Raw genomic sequence first — 25,280 nt, 5'->3', positions numbered from 1 at the left:
AAGAGAACGCGGGGCCATTGCAACAAGGGATCCGCTCAACTTGCTCCGTAGCATAGCAGCAGTTCTAGGCTGAGGGATCCCTTGGCCAAGCGGGCCGGATCCATCCTCGCCTTCGAGCTAGAACCCTACCCCTGATGCCACCACCATCACCACCACCGCCGCAAAGATAATCAAGGCGTAAAACTGGGCCTTGCCGCTCTCCAGGTATTTCATCGCCTCGCCGCTCACCATGGTCACCAAGCCCGTCAGGTTGACCACACCATCCACAATGCGGCTGTCCACCTCCAGCGCCTCCCGTGCCACGAAGCGGGTGCCCTGCACAAAGACTCGCTCATAGAGGTCGTCAATGTACCACTTGTTGAGGGAGAAGTAGTAGAGCGGCTGCAGGCTTTGGGGGAAGGTGCCCGGGTCGATGCGCTTTTGCCAGTAGATCAAGCTGGCCAAGGTGATGCCGATCAGCCCCATGCCCACGGAACTACCCGCCATGATTAGAAACTCTGCCCAATCGAAATGGCCCGCCAGCACCTCCTGCCACTCTGCTGCCACCAGCGGTAAAATCGAGCCTGCCTCTGCCACAGACTCAGTCGGTGGGTGGATGAAAGCTTCAAAGAAGTTGGCAAAAGGGGTACCCACCAGGCCAATCAGCACAGAAGGGACGGCCAGAGCCAACAGCGGGAAGGTCATCGACCAAGGGGACTCATGGGGCTCTGAGGCATGGGCATCTCCGTCGTGCAGGTTTTCGTGGGCTTCAGGATGGCTGCTGGGCTGGGGTTTTTCTTGAATGTTCATGGCTCCAGGGCCAAAGGCCGGCTGTTTCCCCGCGAAAACATAGGCAAAAGCCGGCACAGGACGACCCGCGCTGACAGCCACCTCCTGCCGCAGTCTCAGGTTGGTGCCGCGAAACTCCCCTTCAAAGGTGAGGAAATAGATGCGAAACATGTAGAAGGCAGTGATGCCGGCGGTGAGGAAGCCCACCCCCCACAGAGCTGGGTTCCGTTCGAAAACAGCGCCCAAGATCTCGTCTTTAGACCAAAAGCCGGCGAAGGGCGGGATCCCACAAATGGCCAACGTGCCGATCAAAAACGTGATGGCCGTAACCGGCATGTATTTGCGCAACCCCCCCATCAGGCGCATGTCTTGGGCCAAAACCGGGTCATGGCCGACCACCGCTTCCATGCCGTGGATAACTGAGCCAGAGCACAAAAAGAGCATCGCCTTAAAGTAGGCGTGGGTCATCAGGTGAAACAGGCCCGCCCCATAGGCGCCGCACCCCATGGCCATGACCATGTAGCCCAGCTGGGAAATGGTGGAGTAGGCCAAGCCCTTTTTGATGTCATTTTGGGTGATGGCAATGCTGGCCCCCAAAAAGGCCGTGCCCGCCCCTGTCCAGGCAATGATGTCCATAGCCACCGGGATCCCTTCCAGCACCGGGAACATGCGGGCCAAGAGGAATACCCCAGCCGCCACCATCGTGGCTGCGTGGATGAGAGCGGAAATGGGCGTGGGGCCCTCCATGGCATCCGGCAACCACACATGCAGCGGGAACTGGGCCGACTTGGCCACCGGCCCCAAGAACACCAACACCGCAAACAGGGCAATCAAGCTGCTGCTCACCGCTCCGGCAGCCAACATCTCCTGCAAGTTGCGCCCGATCTCGTTGAACGCGAAGGTACCGGAAATCCAGTAAAAACCTAAGATGCCCAACAGCAGGCCGAAATCTCCCACCCGGTTGACCACAAACGCCTTTTGCGCTGCTTCTGCCGCCGCCTGCCGGTCGTGCCAAAAGCCGATGAGCAGGTAGGAGCACATCCCCACCAGCTCCCAGAAGATGTAGATCTGCACCAGGTTGGGGCTGACCACCAAGCCCAGCATCGAGGAGCTAAATAAGCTCAGGTAGGCGTAGAAACGCACATAGCCGGGATCGTGGGCCATGTAGCCATGGGAGTAGATCTGCACCAGAAAGGCCACCGTGGTCACCACCACCAGCATCATGGCGCTCAGGTGATCCACGACAAAGCCCATGTCCACCGAGAAGGATCCCGCCTGGGCCCAGGTGATGGTTCTGAGGACGGTTTCGTGCCCTTGCACCTGGCTGACCAAAAGGGCAAAGGCATGAACCATCGCCGTCCCGGTCGCGAACACGCTCAAAAAGGCAGCCAAAGAGCGGTTGGCCCTTGTCCAGGCGTTGAACATCAGGATACCTAAGCCGAGGAGAAAGGCTGCCACCAAAGGATAGACGGGGATCAACCAGGCGTATGTGTAGATGAATTCCATGGGAAATGCTTCCGAATGCGTCCTCTCACAGCAACGAACCTGCTCTGCTAGCCCTGCAATTGGCCGGTGGGAGTGTCTGGTGGGCTGGCATTTGCTCAACTGCTTCTGCCATTGTAAACTTTTGCGACAGAGTGCGGATCCGGATCCCGAGCATCAAGTCCATCACAGCAGAGGCTTTTCCCAGAGATCAATCGGGATCCCCGCAGCTAAATCTGTAAATATCCTAAAGAATCGGCTCTGAGCCCAAGCTGACGGTCGCAAGCAAAAAGATGACAGGGATCCCTTGCGAGCGCTACAACGAAGGCTAGATCTACTGGCGGTCTGGAGAAACTACCCATGAGCTTGAACCTGGTGACCCTGGTGGGGCGAGCCGGCATGGATCCGGAGGTGCGCTACTTTGAGTCAGGCAAGGTGGTCTGTACTTTTAGCTTGGCGGTCAACCGATTCCGCAAAGGAGAAGACAAGCCCGATTGGTTCAGCCTAGAGTTGTGGGGCCGCACTGCCGAGGTGGCCGGAGAGTATGTGCGCAAAGGCAGTCTTATCGGGGTAACGGGCAGCCTCAAGTTCGATCGCTGGAAAGACAAATCCACCGGAGAAGAGCGCCAGAGGCCCATCATCGCTGTAGATCGCCTAGAACTGCTGGGATCCCGTCAAGACCGCGACTCCAACCTGCCCCCCGAAGAGCCGTTTTGACCCGTTGGACTGGAGCTGGGCAACCTCAAGGTCCCGCTCCTTCCAAGCATCGCCTACAGGCCTGCACCACTGCTGTCAAATCCTGGCTGCACCAGGGATAGTCCAACGGGGGTCGCCGGATCACCCACAGAGGGATCCCCAGGGTTTTGGCCACTGCCTGTTTGATCCCCAGCCCACCTGCTTCCCCAGAAGCTTTGCTGATCACCACCTGAGGGCTGAACCGCTGCCAAAGCTGCAGTTCTTGCTCAAAGCTGAGGGGCAAGCGCATCCCGATCACCCGCTCGGCAGGGATCCCGGCTTGCACCGCTTGGGGAACCGATTCCGGCAGCACCCGTGCCCACAGTTGGCAGCGATCTTGCCAAGGTACAAACAGGGGCAGGGCCTTCACTCCCACCGTCAGCAGCACCCGCCGCCCCGCCAGCACCGCCTCTGTGAGCACCCCCTGCCAGTCCGGCACCACCTGGACCCAGGGATACAGCTCCAGAGGAGGGCGTTCGTAGCGCAGGTAGGGGATCCCCAGTTGGGCCGTCACCCGGATGGCCAGTTGCGAGATCTGCAGGGCAAAAGGATGAGAGGCATCCACCACCACGCAGATCCGGCGTTCTTGCAGGAATTCTTCCAGAGATGACGGCGAAAATCGGGTGACCACCACCTGACCGGGCAAATCCTGATACAGTCTTCTGGCCCCTTCGGTGGTGACGGTTGCCACCCAAGGGATCCCCTGCCGGCTGAGGGCGTCGGCCAAGCTGCGGCTCTCGCTAGTGCCCCCGATCAAAGCCACTTCAACTGGACTACCAACTGAGCTCATGGTGTGTTGCCAAACTTTGACGCCCGTAGATACGATCAAGATCACCGGCTGGAGGCAATTGCTCATGATCGAGATGCATGTGGCTGGGATTGCGGTCGATGCCGTCAACCAAAACCCCATTGTCATCCTGCGCGATGGCAGTGAGCGTCGTGCCCTGCCCATTTGGGTGGGAAAAGCAGAGGCCAACGCCATTTTGCAGGCCCTGGACGACCAAAAGCCACTGCGCCCCATGACCCATGATCTCATCCTCAACTCCTGGAAGACGTGGGGGATCAAGCTGGAGCGAGTCATCATTCACGCGTTGCTGGATAACACCTTCTACGCGGTGCTCGTCACCGTGAATGGTGACAAAAAACAAGAGATCGACTGCCGCCCCAGCGACGCCATTGCCCTCGCTCTGCGGGCCCATGTTCCCATCTGGACGGTGGAAGAGGTCATTGCGGAAGCCTCGATCCCCATGAACCAGGATGCCGACGAGGCGGAGCGGGAGGCCTTTCGCAAGTTTGTAGAAAATGTAACCCCCAGAGACTTTATCCGCAGCTACCCCATGACCGACCATCCCACCGAAGCCGACAGTTAAGCAGCTAAGGCGGATCCCACCCCCAGGGATCCCGGCAGACAGGCCATGCCCCAGGTTGCCAGGTTAACGGTCTATCCCATCAAGTCCCTGGATGGGATCCCTCTGTCTGAGGTGAGGCTGACGGCGGGGGGAACTTTGGAAGGGGATCGCCGCTACGCCCTCTTGGATGCGGAGGGGAAGCGGGTGAACGGCAAACGCCATGCTGCAGTCCACCGCCTGCGTGCCCGGTTTGATCCCCGGTTGTGCCGGGTGCAGTTGTGGGGGGAGGGCAAGGCGGCTCAGTTTGACCTGCAGCAGCAGCGGGATGCTTTGCAGACTTGGCTCAGCGATTGGTTCGGTTTTCCGGTGCAACTGCTGGAGGAGCCTCTCAGGGGGTTTCCGGATGATCCCTATGCCAACGGCCCCACCCTGATCAGCACAGCCACTCTGGAGACGGTGGCCGGTTGGTTCCCCAACTTGACCCTGGAAGCGGTTCGGCAGCGCTTTCGCATGAATATCGAGCTGTCGGATTGCTCTGCCTTTTGGGAGGATCGGCTCTTTGCCCGCGCAGATCAAGGGGTGCGCTTTCGCATTGGGGAAGTGGAGCTGCTGGGCCTCAACCCCTGCGCCCGCTGTGTGGTGCCCACTCGGGATCCCCTGAGCGGAGAGGCCTATCCCGGTTTTCAAAAGCACTTCGTAGCGCAACGGCAGAAAACCTTGCCACCCTGGGCCGAAGCCAGCCGCTTTGACCATTTCTATCGCCTTGGGATCAATACGTGGATCCCGAGAACGGAGGCGGGCAAGCACCTGAGGGTTGGGGATCCCGTCGAAATCCTCGGGGTTGAACCCCTCAGCCTTTACCCTGAGCTGAATCGAACCCCAGGTTAGTTTCCGACCTACAATCAAGCTAGAGCAGCTCTTTTGGCTTGACCAAGCTATGCAAACCCTGGATCGGCCCAACGCCCCCACCCAGCAGCCCTACCCAGAACCGGTCTATCCCCGTCGCCCCACCCGTACGGTGGCCGTAGCCGATGTGTTGATCGGCAGCCAGCACCCGGTGGTGGTACAGTCCATGATCAACGAGGACACCCTCGACATCGACGCAGCAGTAGCCGGGATCCGCCGTCTGCACGAGGCGGGCTCAGAGATTGTGCGGGTTACCGTTCCCAGCATGGCCCATGCCAAGGCGATGGAGGCGATTCGGGAGAAGCTGATCCAAACCTACAAGCCGGTGCCTTTGGTAGCCGATGTCCATCACAACGGCATCAAGATCGCCCTGGAAGTAGCCAAATACGTGGACAAGGTGCGCATCAATCCAGGGTTGTTCATCTTTGAAAAACCTCAGCCCGGTCGCACAGAATATACCCAGGCGGAATTTGAGGCCATTCGTAACAAAATCCGGGAAACCTTCACCCCCCTTGTCCAGACCCTCAAAGCCCAGAACAAAGCCCTGCGCATCGGGGTAAATCATGGATCCCTGGCAGAGCGGATGCTCTTCACCTACGGGGATACGCCTGAGGGCATGGTGGAGTCGGCCCTGGAATTTGCCCAAATCTGCGCCGAGCAAGACTTTCACAATGTGGTGCTTTCCTTCAAGGCCTCCCGCCCGCAGGTCATGTTGGCGGCCTACCGGCTGGCAGCCCGTCGCTTCGATGCCCTGGGCCTGAATTACCCCTTCCACTTAGGTGTCACCGAGGCGGGCGATGGAGAATATGGGCGCATCAAGTCGGCGGTGGGGATCGGAACCCTCTTGGCTGAAGGGATCGGCGACACGATTCGGGTTTCTCTTACGGAAGCGCCGGAAAAGGAGATCCCGGTGGCCTACGGCATTTTGCAAGCTCTGAACCTGCGCAAAACCATGGTGGAATATGTGGCCTGCCCTTCCTGTGGCCGCACCCTCTTCAATTTGGAGGAGGTGCTGCAGAAGGTGCGCGCCGCAACTCAGCATCTGGTGGGGTTGGACATTGCCGTGATGGGCTGCATTGTCAATGGGCCGGGAGAGATGGCCGACGCCGACTACGGCTATGTGGGTAAAACGCCAGGGGTGATCTCCCTCTACCGTGGCAAAGAGGAAGTGAAGAGGGTGCCGGAATCGGAAGGTGTCCAGGCGCTGATCGATCTGATCAAAGCCGATGGGCGCTGGGTGGATCCCCCTTCTTCCCATTAATTCCGCTTCCCCCTCAAAAAGCGACCTGTCCAGCAATCCTGCCGCGCTCTTGCTTTGCTGAGAAACTGGCTAGCGGCGTTTGCCACGCAGAGCTTTGGCGCGGTTGTTCACCTGCCTTACAAACAGCGGCAGCAGGTGCGCCTGGATATATTCAAACGCTGCTTGCAGACCTTCTGTTTCTTGACATACTCCCCTGCCTTTAGGCAGGAGATTCTGGTTCCTGGTTCTGCGACAGCACTTACCGTGTTGGGTTGCCCCTCTACGACAGCGGTGCTCATCTCCCCAGGCGTTCCCCCAAGCGCTACGCGCCGCTGACGCGAGTGCAGGGCGGTTCCCCAATGCCCTTAGGTACCGTTGCAAACAACAACTACAAAACCTATTGAGGCTGCATCCAGTCGTGAGACTGTTGGGTTTAAGGCCTACGGCCCGCTGACGCGAATAGAGCGGTTGACTACCCTGCCGCTGCAGGCAGCATAGCACAAAGCCGCCCTAGATAGGCCGATTTCCGCTTCCACCTGCGTGGGATCCCTGAGGGCCGACAGAAATTGGTTGGAGGTCAGCCACGTGAAGAGTTCTGCGCGATTCAGGTCACAACTGGGCGGGGAAGGCACTTGCCAGTCTTGAGGTGGCCCAAGCAGCCACTGCCGGGCAAACAAGCTCAACACCGCATCCCCCAGCCAAGCCTTGTCGCGACGGGATCCCTCGTCCAACTGGGCCACCTGCTGTCTGATGGTCTGGCCGGTTGGGGAGAGATGGGATCCTGTCGGCATGGAAGTGGCAAGTGCGCAAGGACTGGCAGCAGACAAGCCCGGCGGCAAAGCGCCCCTGCCTCATTTTAAGATAGGGTCTGGCCCGTTGCAGATGGAGTGTGGCATTGTGAGGATCCTTGGAGCATGTTGTTGGAGCTAACCCCAGAAGAATGCGAATCGGTGATTCCGGTGGTGCCAACGCGCCTTCAGTATGCCGCTTACTGGAGCGATGCCCTCAAGAGCACGGGCCGCATCATCACGGCCATTTTGGTGGGCGTGGCGTTGCTGGTTCTTTCCCGCGCTTTCGGCGAGGGATCCTTTCTGGGGGCAATCGCCTTCCTGGTCGGGATTCTCTCGTTGCTCTATCCCTTCCTGTGGGGGCCGCTCTATACCATCTCCCGCCGTCAGCTAGCCTTTCGCGAGATTCCCTATGGGGGATTGTTTTTTGGGCAGGTGCTGCGTACTCGCCGCTTCGAGGTGGTGGTGGAAGAGCGAGAAAAGCTGGATGAAGATGGCAACTTCTACATTGAAGAGGTGCGGGAGCGCCAGTTTGAGATGGAAATTGGCGATGAGACCGGAGTCGTCTATCGTGTGCGGGCCAAGGACGATCCCCGCTACAGGCGAATTGTCAAAAAGCAATCGGTGCTCGGGTTGGTGAAAGCCTATTCCCGCGATTTGCAGCGCCGGCCCACCTTGAGCGAGGTCTATGTGGTCAAGCTGGGGGAGTGGGTGGGAGATGTCTCCTATCTGGATCGGGAGGCTTTTTTGGATATGGCAGATGAGCTGTTGGAGCATGACTCTAGTCAATAATAAGCTCAACTATACTGAAAATAATGTATAATATGTTCAGTACGGATTACTACCAGTTGATCTTTCTGTTTACTTTCGAGTCTGCCAACATGGTAGCCAAAGCAAAGCAGAAAATTGGTAGTAAGACGACACGGAAACTGCGCTTTGGGTATTCTACTCAAAGCTTTGCGGGATACCGCCATTCTGTTTGGAAACAAACAGAATGCTATCGCTGCATAGTTGAACAGTGATGTTCAGCAGTGTTCAGCGTAAATGTATCAGCTACAGGCCCAAGGACAAGCTTGATCCCCTGGATTCCTGGTGTTCTCTGGGATGGAGGGGAAGGGATCCCTGCCTTTTTATTCTGAAACCTAAACGGCTGCCTATCTGGGAGCGCCGCTTTTAACGCTGGGTTAGCCGCATTATTGTACTGGCCAGGGGTAGGGTTGGGTAGTTTACTGTGGACTGGCGGGAGCTTTAAACTGAGGGCTGTATGCCAGAAACAACTGCCATGGGCGATCCTCTCACCCCCCAAGTTAGCGAGCGCATCTGCAAGCACATGAACGAAGATCATGCCGATGCAATAGCCCTCTACGCCAGGGTCTTTGGCCAGGTGGAAGGAGTTACCCAAGCCCGCATGCAGGCCATTGACCCGGAAGGGATGGACTTGCGGGTGCAGGTCGACGGGGCCGTACAAACGCTGCGGATCCGCTTCGACCACCCCCTGCGGGACTCCGAGGACGCCCATCAAACCTTAATTGCCATGGTGAAGCAGGCCCGTGCCCAAGTTAAGCAAGCTATGAAGTAATGGAGACGGGATTAGCTGACCTGTTGCAGGAGCCGATCCAACTGGCCTCGGGACTCAAGGGCATAAAGATCGTCGCAGCCGCCGATGTGCTGGTTGTTGATGAAAATCTGCGGCACCGAACGGCGACCATTGGCCCGCTTGGCCATTTCCGCCCGTGCCACCTCGTCTCCATCGATGGCGTACTCGATATACTTCACGCCTTTGCGATCCAGCAGTTGCTTGGCCCGGATGCAGAAGGGACAAAAACGCCAGGTGTAAATCTCAACAGTCATAAGAAAACAACAAACGCTTTTACATAGCTTAACATTTTCACGGAGCCGGGATCCCTTTCCTTGCAAACCTGGGGTTTTCTGCCTCCCATGGTCTAGTTGGCTTCCTTCCAATTGTGGCCGATTTGGATATCCACAACCAGCGGTATGGAGAGGGGCACCGCTCCTTCCATTTCTGTTTGGATCAGCGGTTTTAGGGCCTGCCATTCCGAGGGATCCACCTCAAACACCAGCTCATCATGCACTTGCAGGAGCAAGCGGGAACGAAAGTTCTGCAGCTTTTGCCGCAGGCGCACCATTGCTACTTTGATAATGTCCGAGGCGGATCCCTGGATGGGGGCATTCACAGCTGCCCGCAATTCGGCTTGTTTGCGATGGCCTGTCAGACGAGACAAATTGGGAAAATAGCGACGGCGACCCAAGATCGTTTCTACATAGCCATGCTTTTCCACAAAGGCTTCAGTGGAGCGCAGATAGGCAAAAATGCCGGCGTAGCGCTCGTTAAATCGCTGTAAAAATTGCTTGGCTTCGGATAGAGAAACCCCCGCAGTGCGGGCAAAGCGCTGTGCCCCCATGCCGTAGATCACCCCATAGTTAATCGTCTTGGCCAGGCGACGTTCTTCGCTGGTTATTTCTTGTTTTTCCAGGAGCAGGCGGGCGGTTAGGGTGTGCACATCTTCCCCTGAGCGAAAACCTTCCAGCAAGGCAGGTTCTTGGCTGAGATGGGCCAAAATACGCAGCTCAATTTGAGAGTAATCTGCTGCCGCCAATAGCCACCCCTCTTGGGGAATAAAAGCCTGTCGAATCCGGCGACTGAACTCGGTGCGAATGGGAATATTTTGCAAGTTGGGGTTTGAGGAGCTGAGCCTGCCGGTGGCAGTAACGGTTTGGTTAAAGTCGGTGTGGACTCTGCCGGTATCCCTTCTCACCAAGGCGGGCAGAGCATCCACATAGGTCGATTTTAGCTTGGCCAAGGTGCGGTATTGCACAATGGTTTCGATGAGAGGATGATCCCCCTCTAGCTTTTCTAAAACTGAGGCATCAGTGGAATAGCCAGTAGCCGTTTTGCGGGTTTTGCGAATGTCCAATTTCAGCTTTTCAAAGAGCAGGGATCCCAGTTGCTTGGGAGAATTGAGGTTAAAGGTTTCTCCAGCCTGGGCATAAGCTTTCTGCTCCAAACTTTGCAGCTCTTGTTCCAGCTCTTGGGAAAATTGCCTCAGAAACTCGGTATCAATGCGAATGCCGATCCACTCCATTTCTTCCAGAACTTGGGCCAAGGGCAGCTCGACCTGAATAAAAAGATCCCACAGGCGCGGTTCGGTTTTCTGCAGCTTTTCGGTGAGGATTGGCACCAGACGATAGGCACAATAGGCGTCGGTTCCACAGTATTCTGCAACTTTGGAAATCGGGATATCGGCAATGGACTGTTCCTTGCCCAGCAACTTTTTGTAGCTGGTGGTTGGCAAACCCAAATGGGTAGCTGCCAAATCGGCCAAGTTGTGGCTGGCTTCTGGATCCAAAACGTAGCTGGCCAACATGGGATCAAACTGGATCCCTTGCAGGCGGATCCCGTGGGCGCGGAAAATGCTCAGGTCGTACTTACAGTTTTGTAGGCTTTTGGGTCGGTTGGGATCTTCCCAAAGGGGTTGCAGGCTTTGTTTAACCAGCTCCCAATCCAGGTTGGATCCCTGGCGGTGGCCGATGGGCAAGTAGGCGATATCTCCCTCTGACCAACAACAGCCGATCCCCACCAATTGGGCATCCCGTGGATCTAGACTGGTGGTTTCAGTATCCCAAGCTACAATCCCTGGGCAGGCCAGCAGCTCTTGCCGCAAAAGCTCCAGTTGCTCCGGCGTATCGATGATGCGCACCGCCGGCAGAGAAGGGACGGGATCGAGGGCAAAATCAAACCACAGGGCTTCGTCAGGAGCGTTTGCGGGATCCCCGGTGGGATTAAAAGCGCCAACCACCTCTGCCTCGGTTGGGATCCCCCCCAAAGCCGTTTGTATTTTGCGCACTTGGGCGATGAAGCTGTGAAACTCCAATTTTTCCAGCAGCGGCAGCAATTCTGCTTGATCAAACCCGGTTAATTTCATGCTCTCCCAGTCGGGAGAAAGAGGAACGTCGCATTTGATCCGAGCCATAAATTGCGAGTGATGGGCCGCCGGGATCCCTTCTTTGAGGTATTGCTGGACTTTTCCTTGGATCTCGTCCAGGTGGTCGAAAATTTCATCCAAACTGCCGTAGCGCTCCAGCAGCTCCACAGCTCGCTTGGGGCCGATCCCTTTCACCCCGGGAATGTTGTCAGAAGGGTCACCACAGAGGGCCTTATAATCCACCACCTGCCAAGGCCAGATGCCCAATTTTTCTTTCACTTGTTCGGGGCCAAACTCGCTGATGCGATCTTTGCTGTTGAGGTGCAAAACCCGAACTCTTCCATCGGTATCGATCAACTGGAACAGATCTTGATCGCCACTTAAGATCTGCACCCGGTAATCTTGGGGGGCTAGCCTACTGAGGGTGCCCAAAATGTCATCGGCTTCAAAACCAGGCACCACCAAAATCGGGATGCGTAGTGCCGTCAACACCTGCTTCAGGTTCTCCACATCTTCGATAAACTCCGGTGGCGTTTCCGGGCGGCCTGATTTGTAGGTTTCGTCGGCCTCGTGGCGAAAAGTGGGCTGCCGTGTATCAAAGGCAACGGCTACATGGGTAGGGGTGTATTTGTCCAAGACTTCTAACAGCGATTTCAAAAAGCCAAAGCTGACGCTGGTGGGGATCCCAGTGGAAGTGCGCAACCCCCCCTCGCGGCTGTAGGCAAAGGCGTAGAAGGAGCGATAGGCCAGAGAGTGACCATCCACCAGCAGCAGTGTTGGAGTTCTCAAAGCCATTAGCCGATACCTTGAGGGTGAATCCAGCCTATCGAATCTGGGTTGGGGGCAGAGAAGGATCCCACATCCATCATCGGCCTCAAGAACTCAGCAAGAGCGCCCGGCGGTCAACAGGACGGGATTCCAATTCCAACTTCTGTGACCCGGCTACGGCAAGATCCAAAAAGCCATCGATAGGCCCGCCACCCCTGTCTGTTTTGTTAGCTACAATGCTCATGCCCATTTTTTCAATTTATTGGCTTGATCGGCAACACCTCAATTTGCCAACCCAACTGATCACCCAAAGCATTGGCTTCTGGTTTTGGACAACATACAGCTCACCACAATGCTCTTCTCTTCTCGGCAAATCCTGCCCCCATCCCTCTACCCACCCCTGCACTGGGGCCTCAAGACTCTCTTTCCCGACGGCCTGTGGGAGCTGCCGGCAGATCCCCATACCCAGCGGGTGGCCCTGACGTTTGACGATGGCCCTCACCCCGAGTACACTCCGGCTCTGCTGCAGGTTTTGATGGATTTTCAGGTGTCGGCCACGTTTTTTGTGTTGGGAGAACGGGTGCAGCGCTGGCCCCACCTAGCCCGTCAGATCCGCCAACAAGGCCACCGCATTGGCCTTCACGGCTGGCAGCATCGCCCTTTTACCGAGCTTGCCCCTGGAGAGCTTTATCAGAGCCTGAAGCGCAGCCAAACCACCCTCGTGGCTGCCTGTGGCGGGATCCCTGACGATTATCGGGCTGTGCGCCTGCCCAATGGCTTGTTTTGGCCGCAGACGCTTGCGGATTTGCGCCGTTGGGGCTTTTGTCCGGTGATGTGGAGCGTGGTGCCTGAGGATTGGCTGATCCCACCGGTATCGGTGGTAGTGGAGCGGGTGCTGGCCCAGGTGCGGCCTGGCTCCTTAATCGTGCTGCACGATGGGGTACAAGGAGGAGCCCAAGTGGTTGAGGTGACGCGGCAGTTGATCCCAACTTTGAAGAAGCGGGGATTTGAATTTGTCCACTTGCCGGATCCCTGGGATCTTTCCAGTCAGGGAGAAAGTTAAATACAGTAGAGGCACGCACAAGCAGGAGGGTCAGGCCATGGGCGCACGCAAGATTATCTACGGCATTTTTGGGCAACGGGCCGGCAGCGTCATCGTCGGAACTTGGAACTGGCTGTGGGGGATCCCGGTGGAGAAAGGCGGCACAGGGGCGGTGATGGTGGCGGAAGAATCCCTACGCACGATGCAGGAGACGGTTCAGCGTCTCACGGAAGCCGTTGCCACCCAAGTAGCCGCCTATCAGCGGGCTGAGCAGAAGTACATGCAAAAGGTGCGGGAGTACCAGGCCCTGGAGAACAAGGCTCGCCTGGCCGCCCAACGAGGCGATCAAGAGGCTGCCCGCCTGGCTATGTCCCAAGCGCTGCAAATTGAGGCCATTCTCGGCCCCCTCAAGGAGAACGTGGAAACTGCCGAGCGCTACGTCAACGCCGCCAAGCAAAAGCTGGCCCGCGAGAAAGAACGACTGGCCGCTTACAAGAGCGAGCTGAGCAACCTCAAAGACATCAACGAGGTGAACCAAGCTCTGGAGCAGATGACCCGCGTCAACAACTCCTACAACATCGACTCGGCCAAGTCCCAATTTGAGGCGGCAAAGAATGCTATCCAGGCTCGCCAGCTCAAATCCCGAGCCATGAGCGAACTCTCGGAAGATCGCAGCGAGCAGATTGCTGCCCAACTGGATGAAATGGCCATGGACGACGAAATCTCCCGCCGCTTGGCAATGCTCACCGGCCAAGGAGGTGCCCAGGCCAACTTGCCGATGCCGGATTTGGATTTCGAGAAGCGGCTCCCTCAATAGCGGCAGTTGCTTCCAAGCTTGGGGATCCCTCGCTTTTCAACCCACGTCGGCAACCCCGCTGCTAAGTTGCAGGGGGAGTTTTCCGTTGGGAATTGACGGTCAACGGGCTAGAGGGAGTGCGCTCGTACTAGGATGATAAAGGAACAATAGGCAACCCATCTGAGGAGAGGATCCCAGCAATGTCAGCAGCACGAGGCGCGCATTCTGCCCGATCAGGCCTGTGGCCCACTTACGCAACCAGCCTGTGGCTGTCTAGGGCGTTGTTGCTGCTCTGTGTTTGCCTCAGCTTGGTGGTTTGTGCCTGTTCCGCAGGCTCTAACCTGCGGGCCTACAGGGATCCCAGCGGAGCCTTTGCTTTTGCTTACCCCAACGGCATGGTGGCGGTCAATCTTGGGCCGGGGAAAGGGCCGGTGGTACTCCTGCGCGACCTGGTGTACGAGACCGAGAACGTCAGCCTGATGATCGCCCCGTTTGACAAGGGGGAGACGATTGCCGATTTGGGCAGCCCGGCTGAGGTGGGGCAGTTGGTGGCGGAGAAGATCATTGCTCCTGAGGGATCCGGTCGCTCGGCCAAGCTGTTGGCTGCCGAAGCCTTTGAGCGGCAGGAGCACCCCTATTACCTGCTGGAATACCAAACCGATATGGGATCCCAGCTTCGTCATGAGGTGGTGACGGTAACCGTTCGGCACCATCGCCTCTATACGCTGACGGCCTCTACCCAAGAATCCCGCTGGCCTCAGGTGCAAGCTGCCTTTAGGAACGTGGGCCGCTCTCTGAATGTTTCCTAAAGCTTTTCCTGAGAGGATTTTCTCAAGGGATTGAACCGGGTTGACGGACTTGGGTAGGTTAAGGTTGAGCCCTTTAGGGCTGAGTTATGGTCATTTTAGGTTGGGGGCGAGACGCCTGGGCTACTGAGAAAAGCCTTGTGGTTCTGGGGATTATTGCTCCGCAACGCTGACGCGAAGACGCGACCAACGTTTTGGGTGTGGGTGCAGTGTCCTAGCTTGAATCGAAATGACCCTACCTACGGGTTCCAGCCGGGCCATCTGGTGTTAAAACGTAAAACGGTAGTGTTTTAAACCTGCGGAGATGGGATCCCACCCTCTTGGGCCTGCTCTATGACCGTATACGTGGTTCAGATCAGCGACCTGCATCTGTTTGCCAAGCCCCATCACCGGCTGCTGGGGGTGGACACGGAAGCCTCTTTCCTGCAGGTGCAAAAGGCCATTGCCGCTCTGGATCCCTTGCCCGATCTGCTGCTGCTCACCGGAGATCTCTCTCAAGATGGCAGTGCAGCATCCTACGCTCGTTTGAGAGCCCATTTGCAGGCTCTCCCCATCGATACTTACTGGTTGGCAGGCAACCACGATCGCCTGCACACCATGAACCAAGAGCTTCATGCCGAGCGGCTATTTGGGGACAAGAGCTTCAGCCGGGAAAATTGGAGCTTTATTTTGTTGAACTCCCTCGTGCCCGGCAAAGATAGCGGCTACCTGACGGAGCGCACGCTGCTGTGGCTGAGACAGGAATTGCAGCGGAGCAAAGCTGCCCAACACCATGTTTTGTTGGCCCTGCACCATCCCCCTTTTTCGGTGGATTCTGCCTGGCTGGATCAAAGTGCCCTGCAGCAGCCGGAGCGGTTGTTTGGGGTTCTGGACGAGTTCGACCACATCCGCCTCGTTGTATTCGGCCATATTCACCAAGACCTGCACCGCCGGCGGGAGGGGGTTGATTACCTGGCTTGTCCCTCAACCTGTGTGCAATTTCGTCCCAAGAGCCCCCAGTTTGGCCTGGAGGTAATTCCCCCTGCCCTGAGGCAGATATGGTTGGAGCGAGATGGCAGCTTCAAAACTCAGGTTCAACGGGTGGGAGCTGCTCTGCAACGGCCCAACCTGGCCCTGAAGGGATATTAGCTCTCCCCCTCTTGAACCTCTGTGGGGGGTAGCCCGATGGCCTGCCCCAAACAGACGCTGGCCCCCAGCAAGGCCAACCACCCCGGCAGCAGCGACAGGAAGGCCACTGCAGCCACCAGGGTATTGTTTCCCCCTTGCAAAAGGCTGTAGAGCAGCATTGGCAGCGTGAGAACCCGCCCACCGCCGACAAAGAAGGTGAGCAAAAATTCGTTCCAAGAGATCAAAAAGGCAAATACCGCCCCAATGGCTGCCCCAGGGGCAATGAGGGGCAACGTCACCTGCCACCACACCTGCCAGGGATCCGCCCCCAAACAGCGGGCCTGCGCCTCGTAGCCGCGGTCGAAACGGGCGAACACACTGCCCATCACCAGAGCCATGTAGGGAATGGTGGGGATCAGATGCACCAGCACCACCCCCAGCAGGGCACCGTCTAGCCGCAGGCGAATCAGCACCCCTTGGATCCCCATCAGCACAGCCAGAGGAGAGGTGATGACGGGCAACAGCAACAGCAGGCGCAGCCAGGCGGGCACAGGATGGGTGCCCAAAACTCGTCCCGCCGGGATCCCCACCCCCAGGGCCAGCAGGGTGGTGAACAGGGCAATTTGCAAGCTCTGGCCGAAGGCTGCCCGGAACTGGGATCCCCAGCTCAGCAGTTGCTGCCAACCGGCTATGCTCCATGCCCGGGGCAGGGCATCGGGAAAATACCAGGCCCGCGTGAAGGCCCAAAGGGCCAGCACCCCAAAGGGCAAAGCCCAAAGGAGGGCCACTCCGGCCACCCCAAGGCGGAGCAGGGATCCCCCAATCCATCTGCGTCCTTTCACGGCTTTCTCCAAGGACTCCGTCCCGCTGAGCCAAACGGCAGCTGCAGAAAGGATACTCTGGCTGCAAACAGCCCTCCGATTAGGCTGACCACCGCTGCCGAGACAGCCAGCAGGATGATCCCCAGCGCCACCGCCTGCTGCCGCTGCTCCAGGTTGATGTGGGTGAAGCGCTGGTAGATCAGAACGGGCAAGGTGCGCGGGTAGGTGGGCCCTAAGAGCAAGGGAACCTCAAAGGCGCTGAAGACAAAGCCGAAGATGAGAATCCCGGTGGCCAGCAGCCCCGGCCTCAGCAAGGGCAGCGTTACATACCAAAACGTCTGGGCGGCAGAAGCCCCCAACAGACGAGCCTGTTGCTCCAGCTCGGATCCCATCCCGCGCAGCAGCGTCAGCGCCACCAGAGCGGCAAACGGGATCTCCTTCCAAAGCCAATAGAGCAACACCCCCACATAGCCGCGGTCGTTCACCCACAAGGGAAAATCCTGATCCGAGGCAATCCAGCCCAGTTGGAAGGCCAGCCGCGCCAGCCAACCGCTGGGCCCCAGCAGCAGCAGCATCCCCGCCACCCCCACCAAATGAGGAATCGGCAGCGTCAACTGGCCAAGCCAGATGGCCCACCCCCCCACCCCCCGCAACAGCAGCGCCAGCCCCAGCCCCAAAAGCAGCGCCAACCCCGTTGCCAACAGAGCGATTCTGAGGCTGAGCAACAGGGATCCCCCGACTTCCGCATCCCGCAGCAGCTCCCCATACCCCTGCAGGGTAAACCCCCTCTCGCCCAGGCCGTAGAGGCCCACACTCTGGGCCAGAGCCAGCAGCAGCCCCCCGCCGTAGAGCAGGCCCACCAACCCCAACGCCGGCAAAAGCGGCCCATACTGCCGGATCCCCTTAAGCCCCACCGGCCCAGATCCCCGTCCATTTAAGCTATTCATTGAGCCAGTCCCAAGAGCTGCCTCACGAGAGAATTCAAGATGGGAGCGGATCCCTCGACGATCAAGCGATCAAGACTGCCTAGTGCTCCACACCGCCAACGCGACCAACCATTGCGATCTTTACATCCCATGGAGAGAACCCTAGACCAGATTAACCAACGCATTGCCAAAGGCCAGGTGCGGGTGTGGACGGCCCTGGAAGCCAAAGCCAAGCTGGCCACCTTGGGGATCCAGGAAGCCTTTGAGCAGGTGGATGTGATCACCACCGGCACCTTTGAGCCAATGGAGTCTTCAGGAGCCATTGTGAACCTGGGCCATACGGATCCGCCCATCAAGATTCGCCAAGCTTGGCTGAACGGGGTACCGGCCTATGCCGGATTTGGCGCGGTGGATCTTTACCTGGGGGCAGCCCAACCCAGCGAGCAAGCGGATCAAGCCTATGGGGGCGGCCATGTCATTGCCGACCTGGTGGCGGGCAAGCGCGTCCATTTGCGGGCCATCGGCCAAGTGACCGATTGTTACCCCCGCGCCGACTACGAGACCACCCTGACTCGGGATCAGCTCAACCAGTTTTACCTGTTCAACCCCCGCAATGCCTACCAAAACTTCATCGTCGGGGTGAACGGCGGGGATCGGCCTTTGTACACCTACTTGGGTCTGTTGGAACCGCATCTGGGCAATGCCGTCTATTCCAACCCGGGAGAGCTATCCCCCTTGTTGAACGATCCCCTGTTGCGCCGGGTGGGGATCGGCAGCCGCATCTTTTTGGGAGGCGGCATCGGCTACGTCGCCTGGGAGGGTACCCAGCACTTTCCATTGCAAAAGCGATTGCCCAACCAAACTCCCATCGGCCCGGCGGCCACCCTGGCCCTGATTGGAGATGCCAAGCAAATGCAGGCGGAATGGGTGAGGGGCTGCTACTTCCGCAACTACGGCCCCAGCTTGATGTTGGGGGTCGGGATCCCCATTCCCATCCTCGCTCCTGCGGATTTGGAGGCCATCGCCATCCGGGATGAAGAACTGGTGGCACCGGTGATCGACTTTTCCATTCCCCGCCGGGTGCGGCCCACCTTTGGCTTAGTGAGCTATGCCCAACTCAAATCCGGCCAGATCACCCTCAATGGCCGCAAGATTCGCACCGCTCCCCTGGCCAGCTTGCGCCGCTCCATACAAATTGCCGAAATCCTCAAGCAGTGGATAGAAAGCGGCCAATTTACCCTCACCCAACCTGTCGCCCCCCTGCCCCTGGATCGGGAGTTTCTCCCCCAAAACCCTCTCAGGTGACGTCCTCCCCTCAATGAATTGGGGGCCTCCTCAAGCGGATGCACGCAGCGCTTTGGTTCGGGGACACCGTGCCTCCCTACTTTTGGGGTAAAGCGGCTCTCCAGAAGAACCGCTACCGGAATTCGCTGGCAGCAACTTCTCCAGGCAACCCCATCAACCCCACTTCAGGTGCTGTCTCAACAACTGAGCGTGCTGAGCCGATTGCCTCGCCCACAGGTCAGCTTGGGCAGGGCTGAGAGCTAGGCCCTCTGAGTAGCAGGCCAGCCAAGCTTGGTGTAAGGCTTCAGGATCGGTGGGCATCTCCTGCAGATCCCAGCCAGGCATGCCCAATTCCTGGAGCAGCGTTTTCACCTTGGGATCGTAGCTGAGACCAAAACAGGCGCAGCCCTCTGCCGCCGCCATCACCAATCCGTGGTAGCGCATGGTGATCGCCAGCCTGACACCCCGAAAGACTCCTTTCAATAGACAGGGATCCCGAATTTCCAGCACTTGGCTACGGTGGGGTAGGCGCTGCTGAAGCTGCTGAGCCAAGTGGTAGTCTGGCCCAAGGTCAGGGGATCCGGGAGGAGCCAGCTGAAAGGGCACGAAGAGAAGGTATGCCCCCGTGGAAGCCTGGAGACGCTGTAAACCCTGGCTCAAAGCTTCTAGACAGGCTCCAGTCAGTTGCGGATGCGGACGCAAGACCACAGCAATGCGGGGCTGAGGCCACGTTTCCCATTCCGGCAAGGTTTTGGACGGCAAACTCCAGACGGGATCCGGAGCCACCTGGTGAGGGATCCCCCACTCTTGCAGCCATTGGGAGGCAACCCCATCCCGCACACTGATGGCCGTGCAACCTGCCAACGAGCGACGGGCTAGTGCGCGAATCCACCCCCGCTGCAGCGGCCCGATCCCCTGGGCCCAGGCAAGGGTCTTCAGTCCCCAGCGCTGGGCTAGGCCCATCACCCCCAGGTAGTAGAGAGGGCTGCGCCAACTGGTGCGATCCTGCAGCAGGCCACCTCCACCCCAGATGAAAGCCTGGGCCTCCTGGAGACAGCGCCGTAAAGCCAAACTGTTGAAGCGCGGATAGGCCAGCACCCCATAGGTGGCAGCCGTTTCGGCAGGGCGACGGGAGAGCACCACCGGCTGTACGGGGCTGGGCAACTGCTCTAGCTCTCGTAAGAGAGCCAGCAACAACGCCTCATCGCCGGCATTGCCGTAGCCGTAGTAGCCACAGATCAAAACCTGTGGCCGTTTCATCGAGTCCATCTGAGTAACAGGGATCCTAACTCACCCACAGAGTCCTGTGAGGTTGGAAAAGGCCGCGACGGCAAACCCTAGTTGGATGATGACTCCCTGAGCCATTGGATCAAATCGGCCAGGGTTTGGAAGTCCAACAGCGCTTCCGCCAAAGCCTCCAGTTGCTCGGTAGGTAAGAGGCGGATGGTTTCAGACAGGTCTTCCGGCAAAGATCCCAGCTTGCGCCGCAGTTGACTCAGAGTCAGTCGAGCTGCTTCTTGCTGCAGACCTTGCTGCAGACCCTGTTGCAGACCTTGCTCTAGACCTTGTTTCAGGCCCTCCTCTCGCCCTTCTTTGAGGGCTTCTGCTCGCCACATCTGATAGATGGTCGATTCCCGCACAGCCAGACCTCCCAGTACCCTGCTAATTTCCTCTGGCGTCCATGTTAATCCTGCCAAAACAGCAGTGGCCGCTTTCACCTCTTGCCGTAGCTTTGGATCCTCTATCTCTGCTATTGCTCTGGCCACTTGGCGGAGTCGCGGCTCCGGGTTTTCCGGATCTGCCAACACGGCTAAAGGCAGGAGTCCTGGATATTGAGACAGCACCTCCGGATCTTGTTCCCACAGGCGCAAGACCTCAAAGCGATGGGACAGGGATCCCCGTTGAAAAGAAGTCTGGTACACCCGTTCTGACTGGGTTTTTCTTAGGTAGATGACAATCTGCCGCACCTCCTGGTCGGGATAGCGGCGGTAGAGGCGCAGGCAATAGTCGGCCATGCGGAAGGGGATATCGGGATCCGGATCGGTTTGAAACTCCAGATGCAAAATCAGGTTTTGGGCCCTCAGCAGGATGAGGGAGTCCGCGCGAATGGGCTCGCTGGAGAGCTCCGTTGGCTGGAGCTGGATCAAGGGAACCGGGGATCCCAGCAGCCACCGGGCAAAGGACTCGGGGAACCATTCCACCAAGTACTTGCAGACGTTATCGTAGGCCACAGGATCCCTTTCCTACAAAAGCCGATTCTCCCGATGGCCCCTCTGCCGAGATCAGCCGTAGTACCCTTGGTTGATGCGGTTTTCCAGTTGGTTAGCCCCTTCCTGATACTCGCCAAACACGAAGTTCTCGGCGTTGGCTTTGATCAGGTCCTTTTGCTGCTCTGTCAGGCCTGAGATCTGCAACATGTCTTCCAGGCTCTTGTAGGGGGCATTTTTCACCAGGATGCGAGCTAGGGTGGGATAGAAGCCGGGCAGTTGGCGGTAGTTGCGCAAGATGGTGTTGTTCACGTCAATCGGAGTGTCTAAGTGCTTCACCGCGGGAAGCTCTGCAGCCCTGGCCACAACAGGGATCCCCAAAGGAGCGAAGCACAGACAGAGCACTAACACCACACGAACCAAGATGGACAGCAGCCAGCGCATAGCATCACTTCTCCAAGCAGAATCCAAAAGGCTCATCTGTATAGGTTGCTAACATTCTCCGACCATCTAGTGTCTCATCCCCTCCACCCCGAATCGAGGGCCAAGACAGGATTTGGATCCCGACAGAAACAATTTTTAACAACTATGATCAGGAGACAGTCTTTCTTGCTCTCCCTTTCTCGGCTATCGCACCATGTCCGACTTGGCCCTTCTCCACTCGACTCGACTTGACCCCCCCAGCCGGGATCCATCTCCAGGGATCCCACAACCCACGCCTTCTCCGGAGCTGGAGTTGCTGGGGCAGACCGAACTCTTTCTCAGACGGCACATTGGGCCGGATGCCCGGCAAATTGGGCAGATGTTGCAAGTGTTGGAGCTGAGTTCGCTGCAGGAGCTGGTGGAGAAGGCGGTGCCGCCGGCCATTCGCAGCAGCCGGCCTTTGCAATTGGGATCCCCTTGCCCTGAGCTGCAGGTGTTGGCGGAACTGCAGGCAATGGCTGCCCAGAACCAGGTGTGGCGATCCTTTTTGGGCATGGGCTATTCCAACACCCTGACGCCGCCGGTGATTCAGCGCAGCATCCTGGAAAACCCTGCCTGGTACACTCCCTACACCCCCTACCAAGCCGAGATCGCCCAGGGACGACTGGAGGCCCTGCTCAATTTCCAAACGATGGTGATCGACCTGACGGGGATGGAGATCGCCAATGCTTCCCTGCTGGACGAGGCCACCGCAGCCGCCGAAGCCATGGCTCTTGCCTACACCTTGGCAGGCAGGGGATCCCCAGTTTTCTGGGTGGATCGGGGCTGTCATCCCCAGACGATTGCAGTGGTGCAGACGCGGGCAGAGCCCTTGGGGATCCAGGTGCGCGTGACGGATCTGGCGGAGTTTTGCCCGGAGAAGGGCTTTGGGCTGCTGTTGCAATATCCCAACACCTTTGGGGAAATCCGGGACTACCGGCAGTTGGTGGAGCAGGCTCACCAGAAGGGGATGGTGGTGACGGTGGCTGCCGACTTGCTCAGCTTGACCCTATTGCAACCCCCAGGAGAGTGGGGAGCGGACATCGTGGTGGGATCCACCCAGCGCTTCGGCGTGCCTTTGGGCTATGGCGGCCCCCATGCGGCTTACTTCGCCACCCGCGAGGCCCACAAGCGGCTGCTGCCAGGACGGCTGGTGGGGATTTCTCAGGATGCTCAAGGCAAGCCGGCCCTGCGCTTGGCGTTACAGACCCGCGAACAGCACATCCGGCGCGACAAGGCCACCAGCAACATCTGCACTGCTCAGGTGCTTTTGGCGGTGATGGCTTCTATGTATGCCGTCTACCACGGCCCCCGCGGCTTGCGACACATAGCCGAGCGCATCCACCGCCAGGCCCATCACTTGGCCACTGGGATCCGTCAGTTGGGCTATGAGGTGGGGCCCGAGCATTTCTTCGATACCTTCTGGGTCAAGGTAGCTTCTCCAGAGCAGGTGCAGGCGATCCAGGCCGGCGCTGCCCAGCGACAGATCAACCTACGCCAGATCGATGACCAGACGCTGGGGATCAGCTTGGATGAGGCTACCACCGCTCAGGATCTGCGGGATCTGTGGGAGATCTTCGCCGGAACCGTTCGCGTCAGCGGAACGGAGTCCTTACCGCCAGCTTGGGATCCCGACAGCCCAGGGCCGGATTTGGGCCAGAGCCTGCCGCCCCAGCTCCTGCGCACCACCCCCTACCTCACCCATCCGGTCTTTAACCGTTACCACTCGGAAACTGAGCTGCTGCGCTATATCCACCGCCTGCAAAGCCGGGATCTGGCTCTCACCCATTCCATGATCCCCTTGGGCTCTTGCACCATGAAGCTGAACGCCACGGTGGAGATGATGCCGGTCACCTGGCCGGAGTTTGCCCAGCTCCATCCTTTTGTGCCCCTGGAGCAGGCCCGCGGCTACCAAGCCCTCTTTGCCCAGTTGGAAAAGATGCTGGCGGAGATCACCGGCTTTGCCGGAGTTTCTCTGCAGCCCAATGCCGGATCTCAGGGGGAATATGCCGGCCTGTTGGCTATCCGCCGCTACCACCAAGCCAGAGGGGAAAGCCGGCGGCAGGTGTGCTTGATCCCCACCTCGGCCCACGGAACCAACCCGGCCAGCGCCGTGATGGCGGGGATGCAGGTGGTGAGCGTAGCTTGTGATGAAGCCGGCAATATCGACATTGAGGATCTGCGGGCCAAGGTGGAGCAGCACGGGGAGCGGCTGGCCGCCTTGATGATCACCTACCCTTCTACCCACGGTGTGTTTGAGGAAGGGATCCGCGAGATTTGCCAGATAATCCACGAGGCGGGGGGACAGGTGTACATGGATGGGGCCAACCTCAACGCTCAGGTGGGCCTCTGCCGTCCTGCCGAGCTGGGGGCCGATGTCTGCCACCTCAACCTGCACAAGACCTTCTGCATTCCCCACGGGGGGGGTGGGCCGGGGGTAGGGCCCATTGCCGTGGCCCCTCACCTTGTGCCCTATTTGCCTGGCCATCCTGTTTTGCCCGGTTGTAACGGCCCCGTCAGCGCTGCCCCGTGGGGCAGTGCCAGCATTTTGCCCATCTCCTGGGCCTACATTCGCCTTATGGGATCCGCCGGCCTTACCCTGGCCAGCCAAGTGGCCATCCTCAACGCCAACTACATCGCCAAGCGGCTGGATCCCTACTACCCGGTGCTCTACAAAGGGCCGGGGGGATGGGTAGCCCACGAGTGTATTTTGGATTTGCGCCCCCTGAAAAAAAGCGCCGGCATCGAGGTGGAAGATGTGGCCAAGCGCCTGATGGACTATGGCTTCCACGCCCCCACCATCTCCTGGCCGGTGCCGGGGACAATGATGGTGGAGCCCACCGAGAGCGAATCTCTGGAGGAGCTGGATCGCTTCTGCGAGGCAATGATTGCCATCCGCCAGGAGATTGCCGCCATTGAGCGAGGCGAGATGGATCCGGTGCGCAATCCCCTCAAGCTGGCCCCCCACACCGCCGAGGTGGTGGCTGCCGACCACTGGGATCGCCCCTATCCTCGCTCGCTGGCCGCCTACCCGCTCCCTTGGGTCAAGGCCCACAAGTTCTGGCCCAGCGTCAGCCGCATCGACAACGCCTACGGGGATCGCCACCTGGTGTGCAGTTGTCAGCCCTGGCTCGACGAATGATGGCTGCTCTGGAACTTGGCCCAGAAAGGGAGATTGGTTGTATCCAAAGGCGGGATCCGCTATAACCAGTCAGGGATCCCTGGCCAACGGATGAGAAAAAATCCCCGTCTTGAGCGGTTCACGTCAGTGGGGCCAAGTTCTTTGCCTATTCTTACTCGGCTAACCCTGGGGCTGTTGGCGGGATCCCTCGTGGCCTGCCGCAAGATGCCTGATCCGGTTGCTCAAGAAGTGGATCAGGATCCCGTGCGGCGTCACATCGGCAAAGATGGCACGCATTTTGAGGCTTCCCTGGGGGATGCCCGCGCTCTTCCCCCCCAGTTTCCCCCTCACTTGCAGTTGCCCAACGCTTCCATCATCTCTTCGGGACAGATTCGGGATCGAGAGGGGGGCCTTGCTTCCCTGATCTTGCAGACCTCTCAGCCTCTGGAGGCCATTGCCGCCTACTATCGCCGCACCCTGTGGGGCCGGGGCTGGGACATCCTCTCGGACATCGAGCAGGCCAATGGGATCCGCACCTTGGTGTTCGAGTCTCCCCCCCACCCCAAAAAGCCTCTCCAACAGGCGGTGGTGCAAGTGGGATCCCCCCGTCGCGGGCCGGATCAGGTGGAATATCGCGATATCTTGATTTTGCTGAGCACCGTATCCCCCTCTGCCACGGCAGAAGACCTCTCTGCGGCCAAGCTCGCTCCCCCAACTTTCCCCTGAGG

The 25,280-nt window shown here is 58.6% G+C and carries 23 protein-coding genes; 13 read left to right on the top strand and 10 right to left on the bottom strand.

Annotated elements, in window-relative coordinates:
- Positions 1-117: 117 nt before the first annotated feature.
- Positions 118-2,274 carry an NAD(P)H-quinone oxidoreductase subunit 5 gene (locus ACVWY9_RS12025; RefSeq protein ID WP_457388557.1) on the bottom strand — a complete coding sequence of 719 codons (2,157 nt, stop codon included), beginning with the start codon at positions 2,272-2,274 and terminating at the stop codon, positions 118-120.
- Between the two features lie 336 nt (positions 2,275-2,610).
- Here ACVWY9_RS12025 and ACVWY9_RS12020 point away from each other — a divergent pair, with 336 nt between their 5' ends.
- Positions 2,611-2,967 carry a single-stranded DNA-binding protein gene (locus tag ACVWY9_RS12020; protein ID WP_414350270.1) on the top strand — a complete coding sequence of 119 codons (357 nt, stop codon included), beginning with the start codon at positions 2,611-2,613 and terminating at the stop codon, positions 2,965-2,967.
- 25 nt (positions 2,968-2,992) lie between these two features.
- Here the strand turns inward: ACVWY9_RS12020 and ACVWY9_RS12015 are convergent, their stop codons facing one another.
- Positions 2,993-3,775: a cobalt-precorrin-6A reductase gene (locus tag ACVWY9_RS12015; RefSeq protein ID WP_457388555.1), complete on the bottom strand. Its 783-nt coding sequence runs from the start codon at positions 3,773-3,775 to the stop codon at positions 2,993-2,995.
- 64 nt (positions 3,776-3,839) lie between these two features.
- Between ACVWY9_RS12015 and ACVWY9_RS12010 the strand changes: the two genes are divergently transcribed.
- The 3 genes from ACVWY9_RS12010 to ispG are packed head-to-tail and all read left to right on the top strand — an operon-like array spanning position 3,840 to position 6,501.
- Complete coding sequence (locus tag ACVWY9_RS12010; RefSeq protein ID WP_011431791.1) at positions 3,840-4,355, top strand: bifunctional nuclease family protein; 516 nt, start codon at positions 3,840-3,842, stop codon at positions 4,353-4,355.
- A 45-nt stretch (positions 4,356-4,400) separates the two neighbouring features.
- Positions 4,401-5,222 carry an MOSC domain-containing protein gene (locus ACVWY9_RS12005; protein ID WP_457388553.1) on the top strand — a complete coding sequence of 274 codons (822 nt, stop codon included), beginning with the start codon at positions 4,401-4,403 and terminating at the stop codon, positions 5,220-5,222.
- A 49-nt stretch (positions 5,223-5,271) separates the two neighbouring features.
- Positions 5,272-6,501, top strand: a complete 1,230-nt coding sequence (gene ispG / locus ACVWY9_RS12000; protein ID WP_414331679.1) for a (E)-4-hydroxy-3-methylbut-2-enyl-diphosphate synthase — start codon at positions 5,272-5,274, stop codon at positions 6,499-6,501.
- Between the two features lie 419 nt (positions 6,502-6,920).
- Here ispG and ACVWY9_RS11995 read toward each other — a convergent pair whose 3' ends face one another.
- On the bottom strand, positions 6,921-7,307 hold the full coding sequence (locus ACVWY9_RS11995) for a hypothetical protein (RefSeq protein WP_457388551.1): 387 nt from the start codon (positions 7,305-7,307) through the stop codon (positions 6,921-6,923).
- Positions 7,308-7,394: 87 nt separating this feature from the next.
- Here ACVWY9_RS11995 and ACVWY9_RS11990 point away from each other — a divergent pair, with 87 nt between their 5' ends.
- Both ACVWY9_RS11990 and ACVWY9_RS11985 read left to right on the top strand, forming a co-directional pair.
- Positions 7,395-8,060: a hypothetical protein gene (locus tag ACVWY9_RS11990; RefSeq protein WP_457388549.1), complete on the top strand. Its 666-nt coding sequence runs from the start codon at positions 7,395-7,397 to the stop codon at positions 8,058-8,060.
- Between the two features lie 490 nt (positions 8,061-8,550).
- On the top strand, positions 8,551-8,847 hold the full coding sequence (locus tag ACVWY9_RS11985; protein WP_414418872.1) for a DUF2470 domain-containing protein: 297 nt from the start codon (positions 8,551-8,553) through the stop codon (positions 8,845-8,847).
- 11 nt (positions 8,848-8,858) lie between these two features.
- Here the strand turns inward: ACVWY9_RS11985 and grxC are convergent, their stop codons facing one another.
- A complete protein-coding gene (gene grxC / locus ACVWY9_RS11980; protein ID WP_414418871.1) occupies positions 8,859-9,119 on the bottom strand; it encodes a glutaredoxin 3 in 261 nt (86 codons plus the stop codon).
- 92 nt (positions 9,120-9,211) lie between these two features.
- Positions 9,212-12,007, bottom strand: a complete 2,796-nt coding sequence (gene polA, locus ACVWY9_RS11975) for a DNA polymerase I (RefSeq protein ID WP_457388546.1) — start codon at positions 12,005-12,007, stop codon at positions 9,212-9,214.
- Positions 12,008-12,332: 325 nt separating this feature from the next.
- Between polA and ACVWY9_RS11970 the strand changes: the two genes are divergently transcribed.
- From ACVWY9_RS11970 to cpdA, 4 genes are all read left to right on the top strand, one after another.
- A complete protein-coding gene (locus tag ACVWY9_RS11970; RefSeq protein WP_457388544.1) occupies positions 12,333-13,043 on the top strand; it encodes a polysaccharide deacetylase family protein in 711 nt (236 codons plus the stop codon).
- A 37-nt stretch (positions 13,044-13,080) separates the two neighbouring features.
- Positions 13,081-13,839, top strand: a complete 759-nt coding sequence (locus tag ACVWY9_RS11965; protein ID WP_011431800.1) for a PspA/IM30 family protein — start codon at positions 13,081-13,083, stop codon at positions 13,837-13,839.
- Positions 13,840-14,102: 263 nt separating this feature from the next.
- The gene (gene psbP / locus ACVWY9_RS11960) at positions 14,103-14,627 is read left to right on the top strand and encodes a photosystem II reaction center PsbP (RefSeq protein WP_414355432.1); all 525 of its coding nucleotides are present in this window, start codon (positions 14,103-14,105) and stop codon (positions 14,625-14,627) included.
- 330 nt (positions 14,628-14,957) lie between these two features.
- Positions 14,958-15,752, top strand: a complete 795-nt coding sequence (cpdA, locus tag ACVWY9_RS11955) for a 3',5'-cyclic-AMP phosphodiesterase (RefSeq protein ID WP_011431802.1) — start codon at positions 14,958-14,960, stop codon at positions 15,750-15,752.
- Here the strand turns inward: cpdA and ACVWY9_RS11950 are convergent.
- Both ACVWY9_RS11950 and ACVWY9_RS11945 read right to left on the bottom strand, forming a co-directional pair.
- Entirely contained in the window at positions 15,749-16,573 is an 825-nt protein-coding gene (locus tag ACVWY9_RS11950) for an ABC transporter permease (protein WP_414424115.1), read from the bottom strand. The genes cpdA and ACVWY9_RS11950 overlap by 4 nt on opposite strands.
- On the bottom strand, positions 16,570-17,499 hold the full coding sequence (locus ACVWY9_RS11945; RefSeq protein WP_011431804.1) for an ABC transporter permease: 930 nt from the start codon (positions 17,497-17,499) through the stop codon (positions 16,570-16,572). The genes ACVWY9_RS11950 and ACVWY9_RS11945 overlap by 4 nt, the downstream gene beginning before the upstream one ends.
- Positions 17,500-17,628: 129 nt before the next feature.
- On the opposite strand from ACVWY9_RS11945, the gene ACVWY9_RS11940 reads away from it, so the two are divergent.
- Entirely contained in the window at positions 17,629-18,783 is a 1,155-nt protein-coding gene (locus ACVWY9_RS11940; protein WP_414329883.1) for a homocysteine biosynthesis protein, read from the top strand.
- 153 nt (positions 18,784-18,936) lie between these two features.
- Here the strand turns inward: ACVWY9_RS11940 and csaB are convergent, their stop codons facing one another.
- The 3 genes from csaB to psbU all read right to left on the bottom strand — a co-directional run bounded on the left by csaB (position 18,937) and on the right by psbU (position 21,413).
- Positions 18,937-20,022 carry a polysaccharide pyruvyl transferase CsaB gene (csaB, locus tag ACVWY9_RS11935; protein ID WP_457388540.1) on the bottom strand — a complete coding sequence of 362 codons (1,086 nt, stop codon included), beginning with the start codon at positions 20,020-20,022 and terminating at the stop codon, positions 18,937-18,939.
- Positions 20,023-20,099: 77 nt separating this feature from the next.
- Positions 20,100-20,993: an Rpn family recombination-promoting nuclease/putative transposase gene (locus tag ACVWY9_RS11930; protein ID WP_457388538.1), complete on the bottom strand. Its 894-nt coding sequence runs from the start codon at positions 20,991-20,993 to the stop codon at positions 20,100-20,102.
- Between the two features lie 51 nt (positions 20,994-21,044).
- Positions 21,045-21,413 carry a photosystem II complex extrinsic protein PsbU gene (psbU, locus tag ACVWY9_RS11925; protein WP_457388536.1) on the bottom strand — a complete coding sequence of 123 codons (369 nt, stop codon included), beginning with the start codon at positions 21,411-21,413 and terminating at the stop codon, positions 21,045-21,047.
- A gap of 193 nt (positions 21,414-21,606) precedes the next feature.
- Between psbU and gcvP the strand changes: the two genes are divergently transcribed.
- Entirely contained in the window at positions 21,607-24,573 is a 2,967-nt protein-coding gene (gcvP, locus tag ACVWY9_RS11920; protein WP_457388534.1) for an aminomethyl-transferring glycine dehydrogenase, read from the top strand.
- Positions 24,574-24,663: 90 nt separating this feature from the next.
- Entirely contained in the window at positions 24,664-25,278 is a 615-nt protein-coding gene (locus ACVWY9_RS11915; protein ID WP_457388532.1) for a hypothetical protein, read from the top strand.
- The last annotated feature ends 2 nt before the right edge of the window (positions 25,279-25,280 follow it).

The organism is Thermostichus sp. OS-CIW-31 (genome assembly GCF_054060305.1).
The sequence above is the reverse complement of the archived record's forward strand: the minus strand, read 5'-3'. Positions and strand labels throughout refer to the sequence as shown.

Coding starts and splice junctions, on each gene's coding strand:
- ACVWY9_RS12025 (WP_457388557.1), bottom strand. CDS start 2,274: ATGGAATTCATCTACACATACGCCTGGTTGATCCCCGTCTATCCTTTG.
- ACVWY9_RS12020 (WP_414350270.1), top strand. CDS start 2,611: ATGAGCTTGAACCTGGTGACCCTGGTGGGGCGAGCCGGCATGGATCCG.
- ACVWY9_RS12015 (WP_457388555.1), bottom strand. CDS start 3,775: ATGAGCTCAGTTGGTAGTCCAGTTGAAGTGGCTTTGATCGGGGGCACT.
- ACVWY9_RS12010 (WP_011431791.1), top strand. CDS start 3,840: ATGATCGAGATGCATGTGGCTGGGATTGCGGTCGATGCCGTCAACCAA.
- ACVWY9_RS12005 (WP_457388553.1), top strand. CDS start 4,401: ATGCCCCAGGTTGCCAGGTTAACGGTCTATCCCATCAAGTCCCTGGAT.
- ispG (WP_414331679.1), top strand. CDS start 5,272: ATGCAAACCCTGGATCGGCCCAACGCCCCCACCCAGCAGCCCTACCCA.
- ACVWY9_RS11990 (WP_457388549.1), top strand. CDS start 7,395: ATGTTGTTGGAGCTAACCCCAGAAGAATGCGAATCGGTGATTCCGGTG.
- ACVWY9_RS11985 (WP_414418872.1), top strand. CDS start 8,551: ATGGGCGATCCTCTCACCCCCCAAGTTAGCGAGCGCATCTGCAAGCAC.
- grxC (WP_414418871.1), bottom strand. CDS start 9,119: ATGACTGTTGAGATTTACACCTGGCGTTTTTGTCCCTTCTGCATCCGG.
- polA (WP_457388546.1), bottom strand. CDS start 12,007: ATGGCTTTGAGAACTCCAACACTGCTGCTGGTGGATGGTCACTCTCTG.
- ACVWY9_RS11970 (WP_457388544.1), top strand. CDS start 12,333: ATGCTCTTCTCTTCTCGGCAAATCCTGCCCCCATCCCTCTACCCACCC.
- ACVWY9_RS11965 (WP_011431800.1), top strand. CDS start 13,081: ATGGGCGCACGCAAGATTATCTACGGCATTTTTGGGCAACGGGCCGGC.
- cpdA (WP_011431802.1), top strand. CDS start 14,958: ATGACCGTATACGTGGTTCAGATCAGCGACCTGCATCTGTTTGCCAAG.
- ACVWY9_RS11945 (WP_011431804.1), bottom strand. CDS start 17,499: ATGAATAGCTTAAATGGACGGGGATCTGGGCCGGTGGGGCTTAAGGGG.
- ACVWY9_RS11940 (WP_414329883.1), top strand. CDS start 17,629: ATGGAGAGAACCCTAGACCAGATTAACCAACGCATTGCCAAAGGCCAG.
- csaB (WP_457388540.1), bottom strand. CDS start 20,022: ATGAAACGGCCACAGGTTTTGATCTGTGGCTACTACGGCTACGGCAAT.
- psbU (WP_457388536.1), bottom strand. CDS start 21,413: ATGCGCTGGCTGCTGTCCATCTTGGTTCGTGTGGTGTTAGTGCTCTGT.
- gcvP (WP_457388534.1), top strand. CDS start 21,607: ATGTCCGACTTGGCCCTTCTCCACTCGACTCGACTTGACCCCCCCAGC.
- ACVWY9_RS11915 (WP_457388532.1), top strand. CDS start 24,664: ATGAGAAAAAATCCCCGTCTTGAGCGGTTCACGTCAGTGGGGCCAAGT.